Below are 16,197 nucleotides of genomic sequence, written 5' to 3'. Positions count from 1 at the left end.
AAAAAACAGACTATGAAAAAATTATTGATTCCTATTTTAATCTTAGCAGTGGTGGGTATCTATATGTACACCAAGGCAGTAGGAACTTACAATCAATTTGTTCAAACCGAGGAACAAATTAACGGTCAATGGGCTGAGGTACAAACGCAATATCAGAGAAGAGCAGACTTGATTCCAAATTTGGTCAATACCGTAAAAGGATACGCAGATTTTGAACAGGAGACTCTAACTGGTGTGATTGAAGCGAGAGCCAAAGCGACTTCCGTTAATGTAGATGCAGGAAACCTAACTCCAGATAAATTAGCAGAATTTCAACAAGCTCAGGATCAGCTTTCCGGAGCTTTGAGTAGGTTATTGGTCACCGTAGAGCGGTATCCGGATTTGAAAGCAAATCAAAACTTCCTAGAGCTTCAAGCGCAATTGGAAGGAACTGAAAATAGAATCGCTGTGGCCAGAAGGAACTTTAATGAGTCTGTTCAGGCTTATAATGCTAACCTCAGAACATTCCCTAACAACATATTTGCGGGATGGTATGGCTTTGAAGCCAAAGGTTACTTTGAAGCATCTGCTGGGGCAGAAAATGCGCCCTCAGTACAGTTTTAAGTAAAATTCCATGGCAGAAAAATTATTCAGTTCTGCGGACAAAAAGGCAATCGTAGATGCAATTAAGTCCGCAGAAGTTTCCACTTCCGGAGAAATTCAAGTTCACATCGAGAGCCGCTGTAAAGGGGACGTACTTGATCGTGCGGTAGTGGTTTTTGATAAACTCAAAATGTATCAGACACAGGACCGAAATGGGGTCTTATTCTACTTAGCAGTAGAAGATAAGAAGTTTGCGATTTTGGGTGACTCAGGAATCAATGAAGCCGTTCCGGATGATTTCTGGGAAAAAATTAAAGAAAATATGGTCAGCCGTTTCAAGGCTGGCGAATTTACACAGGGTCTGATAGAAGGTATTAATGAAGCCGGAACCCAGCTTGGAGCCCATTTTCCTTACCAAGGGGATTCAGACATAAACGAACTTCCTGATGAGATTTCTTTTGGGTCCTAAGATCCGACCACTTGTCATCATTCTCTTTTTGCTTGCTGGAGGGACTTTTGCACAGGATTTTCCTCCTGCCCCAACCCCCTAGATTGGTCAATGATTTTACCAATACTTTGTCAAATGCGGAGCGGCAACAGTTAGAGAATAAACTGGTGGCTTACAATGATAGCACCTCTACCCAGATATCTATCGTCATGATGCGGTCCGTCGGTCAGTATGACATTTCAGATTATGCATTTAGACTAGGTGATGCATGGGGAATTGGAGGTTCAAAAAATGACAATGGGATTCTGATCTTAGCAGCAATGGAGGACAGAAAAGTATTCATTGCCACTGGATATGGGATGGAAGGAGCAGTTCCTGATGCCTTGGCTAAGAGAATTGTAGAACAGCTTATCATTCCAAATTTCAAGATGGAGGCCTATTATCAGGGCCTGGACCAAGCTACCGATATGATTATCAAATTGGCTTCTGGAGAATATAAGGCAGAGGATATTGAGTCTCAAGGAAAAGGTGGAGGAGCCTTTTTCTTGTTGTTGATCTTTATTTTCTTTTTTGTAATTCTTCCATTGATCCGAAATAAAAATGACAATGATAACCACATGGGAGGAAGAGGCGGAGGAGTAGATCTTTGGACTACGATTATGCTTGCCAATATGCTCGGTGGTGGTCGTAGAGGTGGCGGCTTCGGAGGAGGCGGTGGCTTCGGCGGCGGTGGTGGAGGAGGCTTTGGCGGCTTCGGAGGAGGATCTTTCGGAGGTGGCGGAGCCGGTGGAAGTTGGTAGTAAACCAAGTATGAAATCAGAACTAAGAAGTTTGAAAAAACTGAAAATTATAGGCCTGGAATGGATGTCATTTCAGGCTTTTTTTTGTCATTTTTATAGAAAGGATTTTCATGATGCTTTCAATTTCCATCAATACCTATTTCTTCTTAACGGAAAGAAGATAGAGTAATGGAAGAAAATGCCAGCTTTGATATTTGCTATCATTCCGTTTGATTTTTATAGCTTCTTTCCAATTAGGAATGCTTAGATTTCTTTTTTCTTGTTGGTAATAAAAAGAAAGGATTCTCTTTTCATGAAAATAAATACGTAGAAAAATACGTAATAATACTTAATTTACTTAACTTAGAACCCTGTTCAACATTAATTATGGTTTCAGTATTTCAAGCGCTTTCTATCATCGATCAAAACACAGAAGCTTTGTCTCCCATGCTTTTGCCTCTATCTGAGGTAAATGGATGTGTTTTAGCCGAAGATGTCAAAGCTCCTATCAACCTTCCCCCATTTCGCCAATCGGCGATGGATGGTTATGCTTTCCAATATGGGGCCAAGGGAGATTTGAAGTTGATTGGAGAAAGCAAGGCTGGAGATTTCCAGGAATTTGAGGTATCCAAATCTGATTGTATTCGAATTTTCACTGGAGCTAGAGTTCCTGATCAGGTAGATACTGTCGTGATGCAAGAGCATGTGGAGAAAACAATTAATGGGATACGAATTCTAAAAATGCCTGAAAAGGGAACCAATGTGAGACCAATTGGGGAACAGATAAAACAAAACGAGGTGGTCCTAAATAGAGGAACCCAAATCAATGCGGCGATTGTCGGGTTTTTGGCTGGTTTAGGAATCTCCAAGGTTTTAGTCATACGGAAACCCAAAATATCGCTAATCGTCACAGGAAATGAACTCCAGGAGCCCGGAACGCTCCTAGAGCCTGGGTCAGTGTATGAAAGTAATCAGTACATGTTAGAAGCTGCTTTGCAATCAGAGAATGTGGAGTTGATACATTCGGAGCATGTACTTGATGACAAAGAATCGACTTTTCATGCTATTCAAAAAGCCCTGGAAGCAGATCTGGTGATGATCTCTGGAGGGATTTCAGTGGGTGATTATGACTTTGTCAAAGAAAGCTTAGAGAAAAATGGGGTGGAAGAGAAATTCTATAAAGTCAATCAAAAGCCAGGTAAACCGCTTTGGTATGGGAAAAAGGGCGAAAAGCAGGTATTTGCATTGCCAGGGAATCCTGCCTCTTCTTTGACTTGTTTCTTGATTTATGTAACAGCTGCCATACGAAAAATGAACGGAACAGCTGCCATTGATATCAATTTGAAAAAGGGTAGAATGAAGGGAAATTATAAAAATGTTTTTAATAAGTCCCTATTCCTTCAGGTGAGAGAAGGAGGCGGCGAATTGGAGGTTTACCCAAAGCAGGCATCAAGCATGTTGGTTTCTTTTACCCAAAGCAATGCGTTTTTGTTTGTGCCAGATGATGTAAAAGAAATCCAGGATGGGGATGAAGTCATGTATATTCCCTTTAAACTTTAATTGGTCTAATGCCTCGAATCAATGAAGAAATAGCGGTTTATATACTCTGTGGCGGAAAAAGCTCCAGAATGAACACAGAGAAAGGGCTGGTGGAATTTCAAGGCAAGACTTTTCTTCAGTGGATTTTGGATGCAGTTACTCCTTTGACCAGTGATATTACTTTGGTTACCAAGAATGCTGCTTATGCTTGCTATGGATTACCTATAATTCCAGACGTGGTGGAGGATCAAGGGCCTGTCGGAGGAATTTACACCGCTTTGGTTGATTCCAGCTCCAGGTACAATCTGATTTTAAGCTGTGATATTCCAAAGATAACGACAGAGGTGTTGACCTCTTTGATTCAATTTGCGATTGGTACTGATAAAGATGTCTGTATTCTCTCTGATGGAAAACATGATTACCCTTTGATCGGATGCTATCAAAAATCCTTACTTCCGGTATTCCAAAATGCCATCGAGCAGCATCATTTGAAGCTTTGCCCTTTAGTGGATAGCCTAAGAAATCAAAAATTACTCATTACTTCAAAAGATCAAGCTACAATTCGAAATATCAATACTCAAGCAGAATTACTTAGCCTCACCTAACAAACCTAGCCATGAATACTATTACAGGAAAATCCCCGTACCTCACCTTAGTGGGAGCAGGCCCCGGAGATCCGGAACTTCTGACCCTCAAAGCGATCAAAGCCTTGAAAGATGCTGATGTAGTGCTGTATGATGCCCTGGCAAATGAAGAAATTCTTGAATATGCTAATAAAGCACTGAAAGTCCCGGTTGGAAAAAGAAAAGGGATACATTCTTATTCCCAGGATCAAATCAATGAATTGATCGTCAACTATGCTTTTGAATTTGGTCATGTAGTCCGATTAAAAGGGGGAGATCCTTTCGTATTTGGAAGGGGAAAAGAGGAGCAGGAATATGTACAGAAATTCGGTATTGAGACGAGTATCATTCCAGGGATATCTTCTTCTATCGCCGTACCCGCTTCCATTGGAATCCCAGTTACCTCCAGAGGAGTTTCAGAAAGCTTTTGGGTGATTACCGGGACTACCAGTGAACGAAAGTTGTCTGATGACGTGACCTTGGCTGCCCAGTCCACTGCCACTGTGGTGATATTGATGGGTTTGGGAAAAATAGCTGAAATCACCTCGATTTATAAAGCTTTGGGAAAACAGGAATTTCCGGTAGCAGTCATTCAAAATGGAACTAAAGCCGAGCAAAAAGAGGTCATTGGAACAATTGCGACGATCCATCAGTTGATTGAAAAAGAACAGATTGCAGCTCCAGCAGTCATCGTCATTGGAGAAGTGGTGCACTTAGCATCCAAAAAAATCAAAGAAGATTTGGACTATGTATTGGAAGATGAGTTTATTTTTCAGAATCTTAATACTATTCCATTCGTAAATTAGTAGAAATTTATAGCCTATGATACAGGTAAAGTATTTCGGAATTATAGCAGAAGCGGCTCAATGTGAATCAGAGAACATTTCGGAGGAGAATATGACCTTATCTAAAGTTCTATCAGATTTAACCTCCCGACATAGCTTGGGGAATATAATTTTCAAATTGCCGTGAACAGGAAAATCGTTTCTAATCTCTCAGAACAGCTATTAGAAGATGGAGACGAAATCGCCTTCTTACCACCCTTTTCCGGAGGCTGAAATGAATCGATATATCCGCCAGACAACCTTGCCCCAAGTGGGAGAGTCCGGTCAGCAAAAATTGTTGAGCAGCCGGGTGCTAGTGATAGGTGCAGGGGTTGGGCTGTGCTGTGTTGCCTTATCTAGCAGCGGCGGGAGTTGGTACAATCGGAATTATTGATGGAGACCAAATTGAAGAATCCAACCTTCATCGACAGGTGCTGTATAACCCGGATCAACTGGGGTTGTACAAAGCGAAAGAATCAGCTACATCCATTTCCAAGAATAATCCAGAAGTGGAAGTTTTGGTTTACAAGGAATTTTTGACTTCAAAAAAGGCCCAAGAAATTTTCCCTAATTATGATTTGATCATCGATGCAACGGATAATCTTTTTATTCGGTACGTCATCAATGATACTTGTATTGAGTTTGGAAAACCCTTTGTGTACGGTTCCATCCATCAATTCCAGGGACAAGTTTCCGTTTTCAATTACGAAGGAGGTCCTTCCTATCGGGATATTTTTCCTCAGGAAAACCAATCTATGCCCAACTGTGCAGAGGCTGGGGTTTTAGGAACCACCGTGGGATTAATCGGAATGTTGCAAGCCAATGAGGCAATTAAAATCATATTAGGGATCGGTGAGGTGCTTTCCGGTAAGCTGCTGATTTATGATTTGCTTCAAAACAGCCAGCAAGTATTTGAATTTGGTAAGGTATCCTCTCCCAAAAAGCCCGATATTTCTCTTTCCTTTGAAATGATACTGGCAGATGAAGCATTAAATGGAGATTCTATTTTGTTGGATGTCCGTGAACATGGAGAAGAACCGGAAGTTTTATTCTCGAATACCCTCCAAATACCGCTTTCGGTCTTGGAAAAAGAAAGTGAAAAATTGGATCCCAAAATAGAGTTTAGAATATTTTGTCAATCTGGAATTCGAAGTAGAAGGGCTGCAGAGTTGCTTTCCAAGAAAGGATTTCAGAATTTGAAGTTGATTCGAGGGGGAGCAAATGATTTAATACAATTAATTGACTCATGAAACTCCGCATAATCTGAAGGGTTTTATTGTGAACTAATCCTTGATGATGCGAGAACCGTGTAGCCAATAACTTTGAATAACAATTACATGAAAAAGGTATTTCTTGAGGGAGCAATTTCCCCAGAATTCATAGCAGATTCAATAGCCAAACATCAAGGCAAACATAGCATTGGTGCCCATAATATCTTCTTGGGACAAGTCCGAGGGGATGAGGTAGAAGGGAAAAAAGTAGAATCCATTGATTTTACTTGTTATGAGGAAATGGCCAATGAAAAGCTTCATGAAATCCGGGAAGCTGCTTTTGAGAAATTCGATTTGACCTGCATGCATATCTACCATAGTTTGGGGAATGTGAAAGTAGGAGGCATCTGCATCTTTGTTTTTGTGTCTGCTCCTAGAAGAAAGCAAGTTTATGAAGCCACCGAATGGTTGGTGAATCAAGTGAAGTCAGAAGTTCCAATTTTCGGAAAGGAGATTTTTGAAAATGAGGAAAGTCAGTGGAAAGTTAATAGTTGATTGAAGTCTGAAAGCTGAAGTCAGAAGTCTGAAAAGTTTGTCAGTTCGAGCGGAGTCGAGAACAGTGGTCAGTGGAAGTTAGAAGTATAAAGTGAGAATGCTGAAATCGGAAGTCTGAAAATTTTGTCAGTCTGAGCGAAGTCGAAGACATTTAGGACAGTTTTCAGTCGCTGTAGGCAGAGAGGAAAGACAAAAGGATAAAGTGAAAAAGCTGAAACTTGGTCAGTCAAAACAAAGTCAGTCCGAGCGTCTACGATAATTATCGGGATCATAGCCCTAATATATTTAGCAATTAAGGTGAGATGTTTTCAGTTAACAGTGGTAGACAGCAGAATGAAAAGTCTGAAAGCTGAAGTCAGAAGTATAAAGAAGTATTCAGTTTTCGGTAGGCAGTGGTCAGTGGAAGTTTGAAGTATAAAGTGAGAATGCTGAAATCGGAAGTCTTAAAATTTTGTCAATCTGAGCGAAGTCGAAGACATTTAGGACAGTTTTCAGTCGCAGAAGGCAGAGAGGAAAGACAAAAGGATACAGTGAAAAAACTGAAACTTGGTCAGTCAAAACAAAGTCAGTCCGAGCGTCTACGATAATTATCGGGATCGAGGACAGTAAAATATAGAAATGGTAGACATTACACATAAAATAACCACACTAAGAGTTGCGAAGGCTAAGGCCATTGTTCAAGTCAGCATGCCTGAAACCATCACAGCAGTGGTCGAAAATAAAGTACCTAAGGGCAATGTCTTTGAAATGGCGAAAGTGGCGGGGCTGTTTGCCGTGAAAAATACCCACATCACCATACCAGACTGTCACCCCCTTCCCATTGAATACACCGCGGTAGAATACGATATCCAAGGATTGGAAATTCATATTTACATTACCGTGAAAACGGTTTATAAAACAGGGGTAGAAGTAGAAGCTATGCATGGTGCATCTGTGATTGCTTTGACCATGTACGATATGCTCAAGCCGATCGACAAGGGAATTGTCATCCGAGAAGTAGGGTTAGTCGAGAAAAAAGGAGGCAAAAGTAGCTTTAAGCAGCAGCACCCAAAAACAATCAATGGTGCTGTGGTTGTTTGTTCGGATTCTATTTCCAAAGGAATCAAGGAAGATGCAGCAGGAAAAGCCATTGTAGAGAAACTCAAATCCATGGAGGTGGAAATATCCTCATATGAGGTGATTCCCGATGAGTTGGAACTGATCCGTCAAAAGGCTTTGGAATATGCAGATACCAATAAATTGATCATTTTCACCGGAGGAACAGGCCTTTCAAAAAGAGATGTAACTCCTGAAGCCTTGGAACCTATCTTGGAAAGAAGAATTCCGGGGATCGAAGAAGCCATTCGAAGCTATGGACAGAAAATAATGCCTTATGCCATGTTGTCGAGATCTGTGGCTGGTACGATTGGGGATGCTTTGATTTTGGCGCTGCCAGGTAGCACCAATGGCGCAAAAGAATCCATGGATGCGGTATTCCCGCATTTATTACATGTATTTAAAATCTTGAAAGGAGCTCAGCATGAAACAGCAGACTGAACAACTTCAGGTACTCAAAGATCAATTTGGTAGGAAACACGACTATCTCCGGATTTCTCTGATCGAGAAATGCAATTTGCGTTGCAAGTATTGCATGCCGGAGGAGGGAATTCCATTGACGCCTTCCAAATACATCATGAATGCTGAGGAGATTGAAAGTCTGGCTAGAACTTTTGTGAGATTAGGAGTAAAAAGATCCGCTTGACGGGTGGTGAACCCCTGCTTCGAAAGGATTTTGAAGATATTTTAAGCCGATTGTCTCAATTTGATGTGGATCTATCCATTACCACGAATGGGATTTTGGCTGATCGCTTTCTTCCCGTATTCAAGAAGCATGGACTTAAAAAAGTCAATTTTAGCTTAGATACCCTGAAAGAAGAGCGTTTCAAGGAAATCACCCGGAGATCAGGTTATCAGAAGACCCTAGATAACCTGGACTTGTTTATCCGGGAAGACTTTGAGGTGAAGTTGAATATCGTACTGATGAAAGGACTGAATGATGACGAGGTGGTGGACTTTGTGCGATTTACCAAAGACTTGCCGATTTCTGCTCGATTTATTGAGTTTATGCCTTTTGATGGAAACAAATGGGATCGATCCAAAATGGTATCCGAACAGGAAGTGCTCGCAGAAGTGGGTGCTGCTTTTGGATCAGAAAACTTGATTTCCTTACCGGATGAGGATAATCTGACAGCCCGAAAATTCAAGATTAAGGAATTTCAGGGAGATTTTGGGGTAATTTCATCTGTGACCAATCCATTCTGTGGAACTTGTAATCGTATCCGCCTAACCGCCAATGGCCGCATTAAAAACTGTCTTTTTTCCAATCAGGAAACCGATTTGCTGACTGCTTTACGGGCAGGGGAAGATGTGGAACAACTGATTTTGGAATCCATTTTTCATAAAAAGGCCGTTCGTGCCGGGATGGATAATTTGGAAAAACTGTCCGATCCAGACTTGCATTCCGATAATCGCAGTATGATCGCGATTGGGGGGTGAGAATTGATGTTTTTTAAATTATCATTCTGCTCTTCGAGATTTTCAATCCCGAGGCTTGGTCTTAAGATTTCTAATCTTTATTCTAAAATCCGGATTTGAAATCCGCTGATATAGGTTCAGGATTTGAAATCCTGAATAGCTGATTTATTCTTTTATAGGAGGATTGAGGTCTTTTGAATTTTGGAAGTGTTGAAATGCTTTGAAACTTTTTGAAAGACCAAAATGATGGACAGCCATACCAAACACGAAAATCATGACAAAGAAAGGCGTCATGTTGATGGATAGACTTTCGAATTTGGTCAATCCATATATTGCTCCAATAATTCCTAGGGAGAATAGCACAATTGAAGCATTTTTGGCCCAATGTTTCCCTTGATATACAGCCAGTAATAAGCCGATAGTCAATATGAATCGAATAATCTGTTGGATTAGTTTTTTAGATTCAAATTCAGGCACGGAAACTTGGTAAAAGTAAATGGTATGAAGAGAAACCATTAATAAACTGATGGAAATAAGAATGGTACGTTTTCTACCAATAGCTGCAAGTTCATTCATTTTTATAAGCCAGGAAATTTTAAAATAAGAGTTTCGTTGAAACTAAGGAAAAAATTGAAACAATCAGTTATTCTGGCCGAGATAAAAATTTTCCTGAGCCTCCCCCCCTCCCTTCGAGTGCCGATAATTTCGGTATGCAAACTAGAATCTGGATCCTAAGATTTTCAATCTTTTTTAAAGTCCGGCTAGAAATACTTGGATGTAAATCCTGATCAACTGGGCTTTTAATGGTTTACTCCAGCTTTTAAAAATATAGCCTGTAGTTCTTGGTCAATCGGGAATGGTTTTAGTGGTGGTACGTTGGCTCCTCCAGGATTACCAACCGGGACTTTTCCTACAAAGGATTTTACCCCTCCTACCAACAAGCGAGGAATTTGTCCAAAAATCTCTTTGGTACTTTTGATGCGAAGCCCAAACTGTAACATTTTCCAGTGAACGTAGCTATGTTCATAGGGGTATCGCTGCCCAATAATATGTGCCCGTTCCAAATGATGCCAAGCAGATTGTAAATAGCCGTTCTCATATTGGAGTTTGTATAGTACCAGTTCCTGTTCAAAAAATGGTTTTAGACTTATTGGAATATGGGTATAGAATTTCATGGGCAGAACTGATGGAGGTTTTTGCTCCATTAGTTCTGCCAATTTATTCATTTTTGGATGAACAGTATCTGAAGAAATAGAATCTTTTAATCTTCTTTAAAAGTATAGCTTAAGAGTCTGGGATTGACGATTAATTGTACCCAGCCCCAGTTATTGGTGTTTTCAGAAGTAATTCCTCCTTTGATAGCACTCATACTTTCTGAAGCAAAAGTTGGGAATATCCCATGGCCATTTTGATGTTTTTAGAAATGGTTTTGTTAAAAACCAGATCCAATTCAGTTCCTAAATAGCCTTCTTGATTATCCCCAAGTTGGGCTTGGGAAGAAAAGAAATGGATGTCCATTCCTAAGCTTGAACTTTTGCCGATAGGCGATGCTATTTTCCCATAAATATTATTTAAACCAACGCTATTGGCATGGTTTCCTACATAAAAGTAATCCATATACCCGTTGAACTTATGGTTGGTTCCATATAATGGAAAGAAGGATTTATTCTTTTCTTCTCCTCCTTGATCTGTACCGCTCAACGATTCAAAACCTAGTGTCAAATTCACTTTACCAGGCTTAAATTTAGCCTCCAACATGTATTGATAGGCAGATAGGTCGGTGTTGGCAGTCGCTTTTCCGGTTTGCAGGTATGCAGAACCTGTTAGGGTGAAGAAACTGACGGGAAGGTTGAAATATGTTCCGGTGGTTTGTCTATAGAAGATGCCGTCAGGAAGGGGATTTGCACCTTCAGTATATTTCTGAAAACCATTATTCATGAATAGAAAGCTGATAGATCCTTGGTCCCAAGTCTTCTGAAAATGGCCCATTTGCATCACTTTATAAGAGAAAAAGCCATTGATGGTATAATCTGAACCATTGATTTTTTGATTTTCCTGATTAAAAGCAAATGCCAAATCCATATCGAACTTATTCTTGGAGAATTTTAGCATGGCTGCATCGTGGAATCTTCCCTGCATTGCCCAATCTACTCCACCAAGAATTCGTTGATCATCGTAAGAAATTACCTGTCTCCCGAGTTTTAGTGCCCAGTTTTCCGTAAAAGAATAACTTAACCAAGCTTGAAAAAGGGAAAAGGAGCCATTTTCATCGTTGATGGCCAATTGCCGAGTGTCTCCCCAGGTACTAACATCTTGTACACTCATAAATACTTTCAGTTTCGTGTCCTGATAACCCAAATTGAGCCTGGATCTTTGGGTGACAAAAGCAGCAGCCTTTGCATCATCAGGAAATAAATTTCCAAATCCATGCCGGTATTCAAATCTGGGTCGAATATCTGCATCCAGAGTAAAGGTCTGGGCTTGGGAAAGCTGAGCATAACATAAGGTCAGCAGGAAGAAGGTAAGAATCCGTTTCATAGGTTGAGTAGTTTATACGTATAAAAATAAGTAATAATACTTAATATATAAACAATTAAATACGTATTTATTACGTATTTAATTCAATCTTGATAAAACAGAAGAATAGATTCGCTCTTTCCCAGGGTGTTGGTAACCAATGGGTTAGTCTACTTGCTTTGAAAATTTCTTTTGAACGAAATTACTTTTGGGGGCTTCGCAAATCGGACAGCAATATGTATCAGGTAATTTGTCAAAGGAAGTGTCTGGAGGAATGTTTTGAGTCAGGTCCCCATAGTTGGAATCATAAATGGTCAGGCAATCCTTGCATTGGTAGACTTCGGTGATTACGAATTCTTTGGGTGTGATTGGCTTTTCTTGTTTTGCAGGCTCATTACCCAATTGATCAAAATACATTTTACTGAGTTCAATCAATAGGCCTGGCAACTCCACTTTGTCTACTTCCTGAACATGCACAATGTATTCCTGTGTATTGGGGTCGAAATTCTTTGCGTACAAAAGATTGTAAGTACTTCGGATATTTAGTTCTTCTAACCCTTTTGGTGGGAGGTTTTTCTCAATGACTATGGAAGTAAAATAGTACGCTTTCTTGGTATAATCAGTAATTCCAAAAGTCAGTCCATAGGTACTGATGTCTTGTTTATCGAAGTTGGAGACTAAGTATTCTTTGAGTTCTAGGGCTGACTTGTTGTTGACAGGTAAATGCCAGTTTAGCTCCAACATGGAGTGGCGTACATTGATCCCATATTTTCCCAAGAGTTTTTCCCATTCCCATTTTTGTTTCTCCGGAATCCCCTTGATGATTAAAGATTTCCATGGAGTGATGGAAATTTTCCCGATTTTACAATCCGCACATAGATCGCAGAGCACTTTCAAAAACTCGGTGTAATATTTATTGTTTCGCCAATACAATCCTAACCAATAACTATCGGCTCCCACTCTATTGATCCCTTCATAATAAGGAAATAGATAGAAGGGGATTTCCAAAGGGTGGTCAACTGTTCTATTGTTGGTATCCACCGCATCATTCACCAATTCAAAAAGCATGTCTGTTGAATCTGGCTCCTCAATTAGAAGATCTTCAATGGCCACCGCAACTTTTGCTAGATCCCAGCTAAAAATTAAGGCGGGATACATTTCTGTTTTTTCCCATTCAGGAAGTCTTACATAGAGGTACCAATAATCTTCATGCTCGGAAGCAATGAAATTCAAATGCCCGGTAAAAAGAGGAACGAGTCGTTGGCGCGGATCAGTAATGTTGATTTTTAAATCAGTTTTCTGCCGAAATTGCTCCAAAATATATAAATACCGATCTCCAGTGAGCCATGGAGTATTGGAGAAAATATCTGCAGAAACGTAAGAGGAGACGATATTTTCGGCACCTTCTTGCTGAGGAGAAATAATCTGAAATTTGTCCTGTGGAGGAATTTCAGTTTCCTTTTCATCACTGATGAATAGAATATCTTGCCTGGAACCCAAAGAAATGGTGTCCAATCCTGCATTTTCAGCCAGTTCCAAAATTTGTTTTAATTCTGCAGGAGATAAAACTCCACCTTTGACGACAACTCTTGAAAATGACTGCTTCATACTAATACCTTGGATTGATTGAGAATTTCCCGGACCTCAGTTTTACAGCTTCCACAGCCAAGCCCTGCACCTGTTTGAGTACAGAGAGCACTGAAATCAGTGCATCCTCCAGCAATGGTTTCTTGGATATTTCCCTCCCCAACCCGACTACAGCTACAAACTAATTTACCGATTACAGGTCGGGTTTCAGAGGAGCCCATCAAAAGGCTTTTTCGCTTTTCCGATAATTCAATCCGATTTTCAATCAAGGTCTTGAATTCGGCAAATTCATTTTTATCTCCCATCAAGACAGCGCCTACCAAAAGGTCATCCTTGACAATGCATTTTTTATAATATCTACGGCTGATATCAGTAAACACAATTTCTTCATAGCTGTCATCATTTTCAGGAATGAAAATATCTCCAATGCTACAAAGTTCAAGATCCTTGAATTTCAAAATATTCATTAAAACAGAGCCATCATAAGAGCTACTTACATCACCAGCAATATAGTTCGCTAAAATACCTGCTTGTTCTTCTGCCGCAGAAGTGATGCCAAACAGCTGATTATTGTATTCTGCAATTTCTCCAATGGCAAAAATATTTGGGAAGTTAGATTGTAAATGCTGATTCACTTTTACACCTCTTCCACAAATAATTCCACTGTCACGTGCAATCTTTATATTAGGCTGCGTTCCAATTGCATATACTATTGCATTTGCTTGGATAATTTTTCCGCTTTTTAGGGTAATGCTCAGGCTTTTACCTTCCTCCTCGTCGAACACCGTACTCACTTCATTGTCGAAATAGATATGAATTCCCCGTTCTTGAACATCCAAAGCCAGCAGTTTACTTGAAGTAGGATCGAGCTGCCGCTCCATTAATCGGGATCCTCTCTGAATGATGGTTACTTTTACAAGGGTATGCTGTAAAGCAGCGGCTAATTCCAATCCCAGCAAACCGCCTCCCACAATCACTACGTGTTGGTTTCCGGAGCCAAATTGGTGGAATTTAAATACTCTTTGAATCGGTCTGCATCGGTTTTATTTCGCATCGTAAATCTTCCCGGTAGATCCAATTGGGCATCTTTAGGCACAAAAGCCCGGCTGCCAGTAGCCATGATCAATTTGTCAAATGGGTATTCATTTCCTTCAGAATCCAATACCAATTGTTTGATCGGATCGATCTTATCTATAGAAAGACCGATGTGAAGATTAATTTTGAGCTTTTTAAGTTCTTGCTCTTTGATTTTTTGGAGTTGTTCCCAAGTAAGTTCTTCGGTGACATATTCCGGTAACAGCACCCGATTGTAAAAGGGATATGGCTCTTTTGAAAAGACATGTATGGGGTCTTGTTCATTATGTTCCCGGTAGTTTTGTATAAACCGAAAGGCTGCGGCACCTGCTCCGATGACGACAATCTTTTCTTGAGGTTTTTTATACTTTTTTACTGATACGGTAGTGTATTTAAAATCGGGCTCCTTGGATTGGGGATCCAAACGGGTAAATGTGAGGTTATTGGCTCGATTCAAGTCATTTTGAAGTTGCTTACCCCAATGCATAGGGAGGAAAACAACTCCCTCTCGAATATTTTTTGAGATTTTCGCCCGAACGCGGACGACACCATTTTTACTTTTTATTTCTACCACATCCCCTTCTTTCACCTTGTCGATATAGGCATCTACAGAGTTCATTTCCAAAACTGGGTGAGAATAATGAGTTCGTAACCTGGAAACCTTTCCGTTTTGGTCATAGTATGCCATTGATCTCTAATTCTACCAGTGGTGAGAATTAACGGATAATCTTTACTGGGTTTTTCGGAAGTATTTTCAATTTGTTCAGGAATATTAAAGATGGCTTTACCTGAGGGAGTGTAAAATTTATGATCTGAAAATAAACGGGGTGTTCCTGTATGCCTGTACTCTGGTACTGGCCACTGAAAAGTCCCTTCATTTTTTAATCGATCATAATTAAGGAATGAAATATCAATGGAGGTCCCTTTGGTCATTGCGGCGTACTCTTCATAAATTTCCTCTGCATTGGTAAAGTTGAATCCCCGAAAGCCCATTCGTTTTGCAAAATCACATAGAATTTCCACATCAGGACGAGCCTCACCTGGAGGATTAATTCCCTTGTTTAGGTAAGAGATTCTGCGTTCTGAATTAGTCATGGTGCCTTCTTTTTCCAACCATCCTGCGGCAGGAAGGATTAAGTCTGCAAATGCCACCGTATCAGATTTATGGGAAATATCCTGTACTACCACAAACTTGGCATTGGCCAAGGCCTTTTCCATTCTTTTGAGGTTGGGAAGACTGACCATGGGGTTGGTACAAATGATCCAAACAGCTTTCATTTTCCCGGATTCCAAAGCATCAAACATTTCTGTAGCAGAAAATCCCGGAGTTGGAGAGATTTTATCTACACCCCAGAAATCAGCCACTTCTTGTCTATGCTGGGGATTGGAAAGGTCTTTATGTACTGCAAGTAGGCTGGCCATTCCTCCCACTTCCCTTCCTCCCATGGCATTGGGTTGGCCGGTCAATGAGAAAGGTCCATTTCCTGGTGTCCCTATTCTGCCTGTTACCAAGGATAAATTCAGGAGTGAAAAATTTTTGTCGGTTCCGACGGAGCTTTGGTTCAAACCCATGGCCCACATGCTTATGAAACCACCGGAGGTTCCGATTAAATCTGCTGCCATTCTGATGTCATCGATGGAAACACCACACAATTTAGAGGCATTGCTCAGCGACACAGACATGACCTGCTTTCTATATTTCAGGTAATTTTCTGTATGATTATCAATGAAATTTTGATCTACAAACCCGGTTTCTATCAATCTCCTTCCAATGGCATTATACAGGATAATATCCGTCCCAGGAATCAATTGTAAGTGTAAATCCGCAAAATTTGCCGAATCTGTTTTCCTGGGATCTACCACAATGACTTTGACATTCGGATTTTTTCTTTGTGTTTTTCTAGCCTTCTGAATAAAATAGGATGACACCAGGCTGGATTGGCA

General features: G+C 40.4%; 18 protein-coding genes and 1 pseudogene. 12 read left to right on the top strand and 7 right to left on the bottom strand.

Translation table 11 applies throughout. The features are described 5' to 3' along the window. Window positions 1-12 precede the first annotated feature (12 nt). The 12 genes and pseudogenes from V8V91_RS15745 (at window position 13) to V8V91_RS15690 (ending at window position 9,096) form a co-directional block, all read left to right on the top strand. Window positions 13-603 (top strand): LemA family protein, encoded by a 591-nt coding sequence (locus V8V91_RS15745; protein ID WP_074225843.1) that lies wholly within the window; start codon window positions 13-15, stop codon window positions 601-603. A gap of 10 nt (window positions 604-613) precedes the next feature. Next, window positions 614-1,051, top strand: coding sequence for a TPM domain-containing protein (locus tag V8V91_RS15740; protein WP_074225842.1), 438 nt, complete (start codon window positions 614-616; stop codon window positions 1,049-1,051). Then, window positions 1,029-1,830: pseudogene (locus tag V8V91_RS15735) on the top strand (YgcG family protein). The gene V8V91_RS15740 and the pseudogene V8V91_RS15735 overlap by 23 nt, the downstream one beginning before the upstream one ends. A 366-nt stretch (window positions 1,831-2,196) precedes the next feature. Continuing rightward, window positions 2,197-3,369: a gephyrin-like molybdotransferase Glp gene (gene glp, locus V8V91_RS15730; RefSeq protein WP_373396083.1), complete on the top strand. Its 1,173-nt coding sequence runs from the start codon at window positions 2,197-2,199 to the stop codon at window positions 3,367-3,369. A gap of 8 nt (window positions 3,370-3,377) precedes the next feature. Continuing rightward, entirely contained in the window at window positions 3,378-3,953 is a 576-nt protein-coding gene (locus V8V91_RS15725; protein ID WP_373396081.1) for a molybdenum cofactor guanylyltransferase, read from the top strand. Between the two features lie 11 nt (window positions 3,954-3,964). After that, complete coding sequence (cobA, locus tag V8V91_RS15720) at window positions 3,965-4,777, top strand: uroporphyrinogen-III C-methyltransferase (RefSeq protein ID WP_373396078.1); 813 nt, start codon at window positions 3,965-3,967, stop codon at window positions 4,775-4,777. Window positions 4,778-4,985: 208 nt separating this feature from the next. Next, window positions 4,986-5,189, top strand: coding sequence for a hypothetical protein (locus tag V8V91_RS15715; protein WP_373400854.1), 204 nt, complete (start codon window positions 4,986-4,988; stop codon window positions 5,187-5,189). Beyond that, the gene (locus tag V8V91_RS15710; protein WP_373396076.1) at window positions 5,140-6,045 is read left to right on the top strand and encodes a ThiF family adenylyltransferase; all 906 of its coding nucleotides are present in this window, start codon (window positions 5,140-5,142) and stop codon (window positions 6,043-6,045) included. Before V8V91_RS15715 ends, V8V91_RS15710 begins: the two co-directional genes overlap by 50 nt. Window positions 6,046-6,132: 87 nt before the next feature. Continuing rightward, window positions 6,133-6,561: a molybdenum cofactor biosynthesis protein MoaE gene (locus V8V91_RS15705; RefSeq protein WP_074225836.1), complete on the top strand. Its 429-nt coding sequence runs from the start codon at window positions 6,133-6,135 to the stop codon at window positions 6,559-6,561. 618 nt (window positions 6,562-7,179) lie between these two features. Further along, window positions 7,180-8,097 carry a bifunctional molybdenum cofactor biosynthesis protein MoaC/MoaB gene (gene moaCB, locus V8V91_RS15700; protein ID WP_373396073.1) on the top strand — a complete coding sequence of 306 codons (918 nt, stop codon included), beginning with the start codon at window positions 7,180-7,182 and terminating at the stop codon, window positions 8,095-8,097. After that, a complete protein-coding gene (locus V8V91_RS15695; RefSeq protein ID WP_373396071.1) occupies window positions 8,081-8,302 on the top strand; it encodes a hypothetical protein in 222 nt (73 codons plus the stop codon). The genes moaCB and V8V91_RS15695 overlap by 17 nt, the downstream gene beginning before the upstream one ends. After that, on the top strand, window positions 8,299-9,096 hold the full coding sequence (locus tag V8V91_RS15690; protein ID WP_373396069.1) for a GTP 3',8-cyclase MoaA: 798 nt from the start codon (window positions 8,299-8,301) through the stop codon (window positions 9,094-9,096). The genes V8V91_RS15695 and V8V91_RS15690 overlap by 4 nt, the downstream gene beginning before the upstream one ends. 144 nt (window positions 9,097-9,240) lie before the next feature. On the opposite strand, the gene V8V91_RS15685 is transcribed toward V8V91_RS15690, so the two are convergent. From V8V91_RS15685 to V8V91_RS15655, 7 genes are all read right to left on the bottom strand, one after another. Next, window positions 9,241-9,651 (bottom strand): hypothetical protein, encoded by a 411-nt coding sequence (locus tag V8V91_RS15685; RefSeq protein WP_373396068.1) that lies wholly within the window; start codon window positions 9,649-9,651, stop codon window positions 9,241-9,243. 224 nt (window positions 9,652-9,875) lie between these two features. Next, window positions 9,876-10,250, bottom strand: a complete 375-nt coding sequence (locus V8V91_RS15680; RefSeq protein ID WP_373400721.1) for a DUF3703 domain-containing protein — start codon at window positions 10,248-10,250, stop codon at window positions 9,876-9,878. A 190-nt stretch (window positions 10,251-10,440) separates the two neighbouring features. Beyond that, entirely contained in the window at window positions 10,441-11,613 is a 1,173-nt protein-coding gene (locus V8V91_RS15675; protein WP_373396067.1) for an alginate export family protein, read from the bottom strand. A 144-nt stretch (window positions 11,614-11,757) separates the two neighbouring features. Next, on the bottom strand, window positions 11,758-13,200 hold the full coding sequence (locus V8V91_RS15670) for a rubredoxin (RefSeq protein WP_373396066.1): 1,443 nt from the start codon (window positions 13,198-13,200) through the stop codon (window positions 11,758-11,760). After that, a complete protein-coding gene (locus V8V91_RS15665; protein WP_373396065.1) occupies window positions 13,197-14,156 on the bottom strand; it encodes an FAD-dependent oxidoreductase in 960 nt (319 codons plus the stop codon). The genes V8V91_RS15670 and V8V91_RS15665 overlap by 4 nt, the downstream gene beginning before the upstream one ends. After that, window positions 14,156-14,872 carry a molybdopterin dinucleotide binding domain-containing protein gene (locus tag V8V91_RS15660; protein WP_373396064.1) on the bottom strand — a complete coding sequence of 239 codons (717 nt, stop codon included), beginning with the start codon at window positions 14,870-14,872 and terminating at the stop codon, window positions 14,156-14,158. The genes V8V91_RS15665 and V8V91_RS15660 overlap by 1 nt, the downstream gene beginning before the upstream one ends. Beyond that, on the bottom strand, window positions 14,869-16,182 hold the full coding sequence (locus V8V91_RS15655; RefSeq protein WP_373396061.1) for a molybdopterin oxidoreductase family protein: 1,314 nt from the start codon (window positions 16,180-16,182) through the stop codon (window positions 14,869-14,871). The genes V8V91_RS15660 and V8V91_RS15655 overlap by 4 nt, the downstream gene beginning before the upstream one ends. Between the last annotated feature and the right edge of the window lie 15 nt (window positions 16,183-16,197).

It is taken from the genome of Algoriphagus halophilus, from assembly GCF_041729275.1.
GTDB lineage: Bacteria > Bacteroidota > Bacteroidia > Cytophagales > Cyclobacteriaceae > Algoriphagus > Algoriphagus halophilus_A.
The sequence above is the reverse complement of the archived record's forward strand: the minus strand, read 5'-3'. Positions and strand labels throughout refer to the sequence as shown.

Excerpts from the sequence above, each read along its gene's own strand:
- V8V91_RS15745 (WP_074225843.1), top strand. The coding sequence starts at position 13 with ATGAAAAAATTATTGATTCCTATTTTAATCTTAGCAGTGGTGGGTATC.
- V8V91_RS15740 (WP_074225842.1), top strand. The coding sequence starts at position 614 with ATGGCAGAAAAATTATTCAGTTCTGCGGACAAAAAGGCAATCGTAGAT.
- glp (WP_373396083.1), top strand. The coding sequence starts at position 2,197 with ATGGTTTCAGTATTTCAAGCGCTTTCTATCATCGATCAAAACACAGAA.
- V8V91_RS15725 (WP_373396081.1), top strand. The coding sequence starts at position 3,378 with ATGCCTCGAATCAATGAAGAAATAGCGGTTTATATACTCTGTGGCGGA.
- cobA (WP_373396078.1), top strand. The coding sequence starts at position 3,965 with ATGAATACTATTACAGGAAAATCCCCGTACCTCACCTTAGTGGGAGCA.
- V8V91_RS15715 (WP_373400854.1), top strand. The coding sequence starts at position 4,986 with ATGGAGACGAAATCGCCTTCTTACCACCCTTTTCCGGAGGCTGAAATG.
- V8V91_RS15705 (WP_074225836.1), top strand. The coding sequence starts at position 6,133 with ATGAAAAAGGTATTTCTTGAGGGAGCAATTTCCCCAGAATTCATAGCA.
- moaCB (WP_373396073.1), top strand. The coding sequence starts at position 7,180 with ATGGTAGACATTACACATAAAATAACCACACTAAGAGTTGCGAAGGCT.
- V8V91_RS15695 (WP_373396071.1), top strand. The coding sequence starts at position 8,081 with ATGAAACAGCAGACTGAACAACTTCAGGTACTCAAAGATCAATTTGGT.
- V8V91_RS15685 (WP_373396068.1), bottom strand. The coding sequence starts at position 9,651 with ATGAATGAACTTGCAGCTATTGGTAGAAAACGTACCATTCTTATTTCC.
- V8V91_RS15680 (WP_373400721.1), bottom strand. The coding sequence starts at position 10,250 with ATGAAATTCTATACCCATATTCCAATAAGTCTAAAACCATTTTTTGAA.
- V8V91_RS15675 (WP_373396067.1), bottom strand. The coding sequence starts at position 11,613 with ATGAAACGGATTCTTACCTTCTTCCTGCTGACCTTATGTTATGCTCAG.
- V8V91_RS15670 (WP_373396066.1), bottom strand. The coding sequence starts at position 13,200 with ATGAAGCAGTCATTTTCAAGAGTTGTCGTCAAAGGTGGAGTTTTATCT.
- V8V91_RS15660 (WP_373396064.1), bottom strand. The coding sequence starts at position 14,872 with ATGAACTCTGTAGATGCCTATATCGACAAGGTGAAAGAAGGGGATGTG.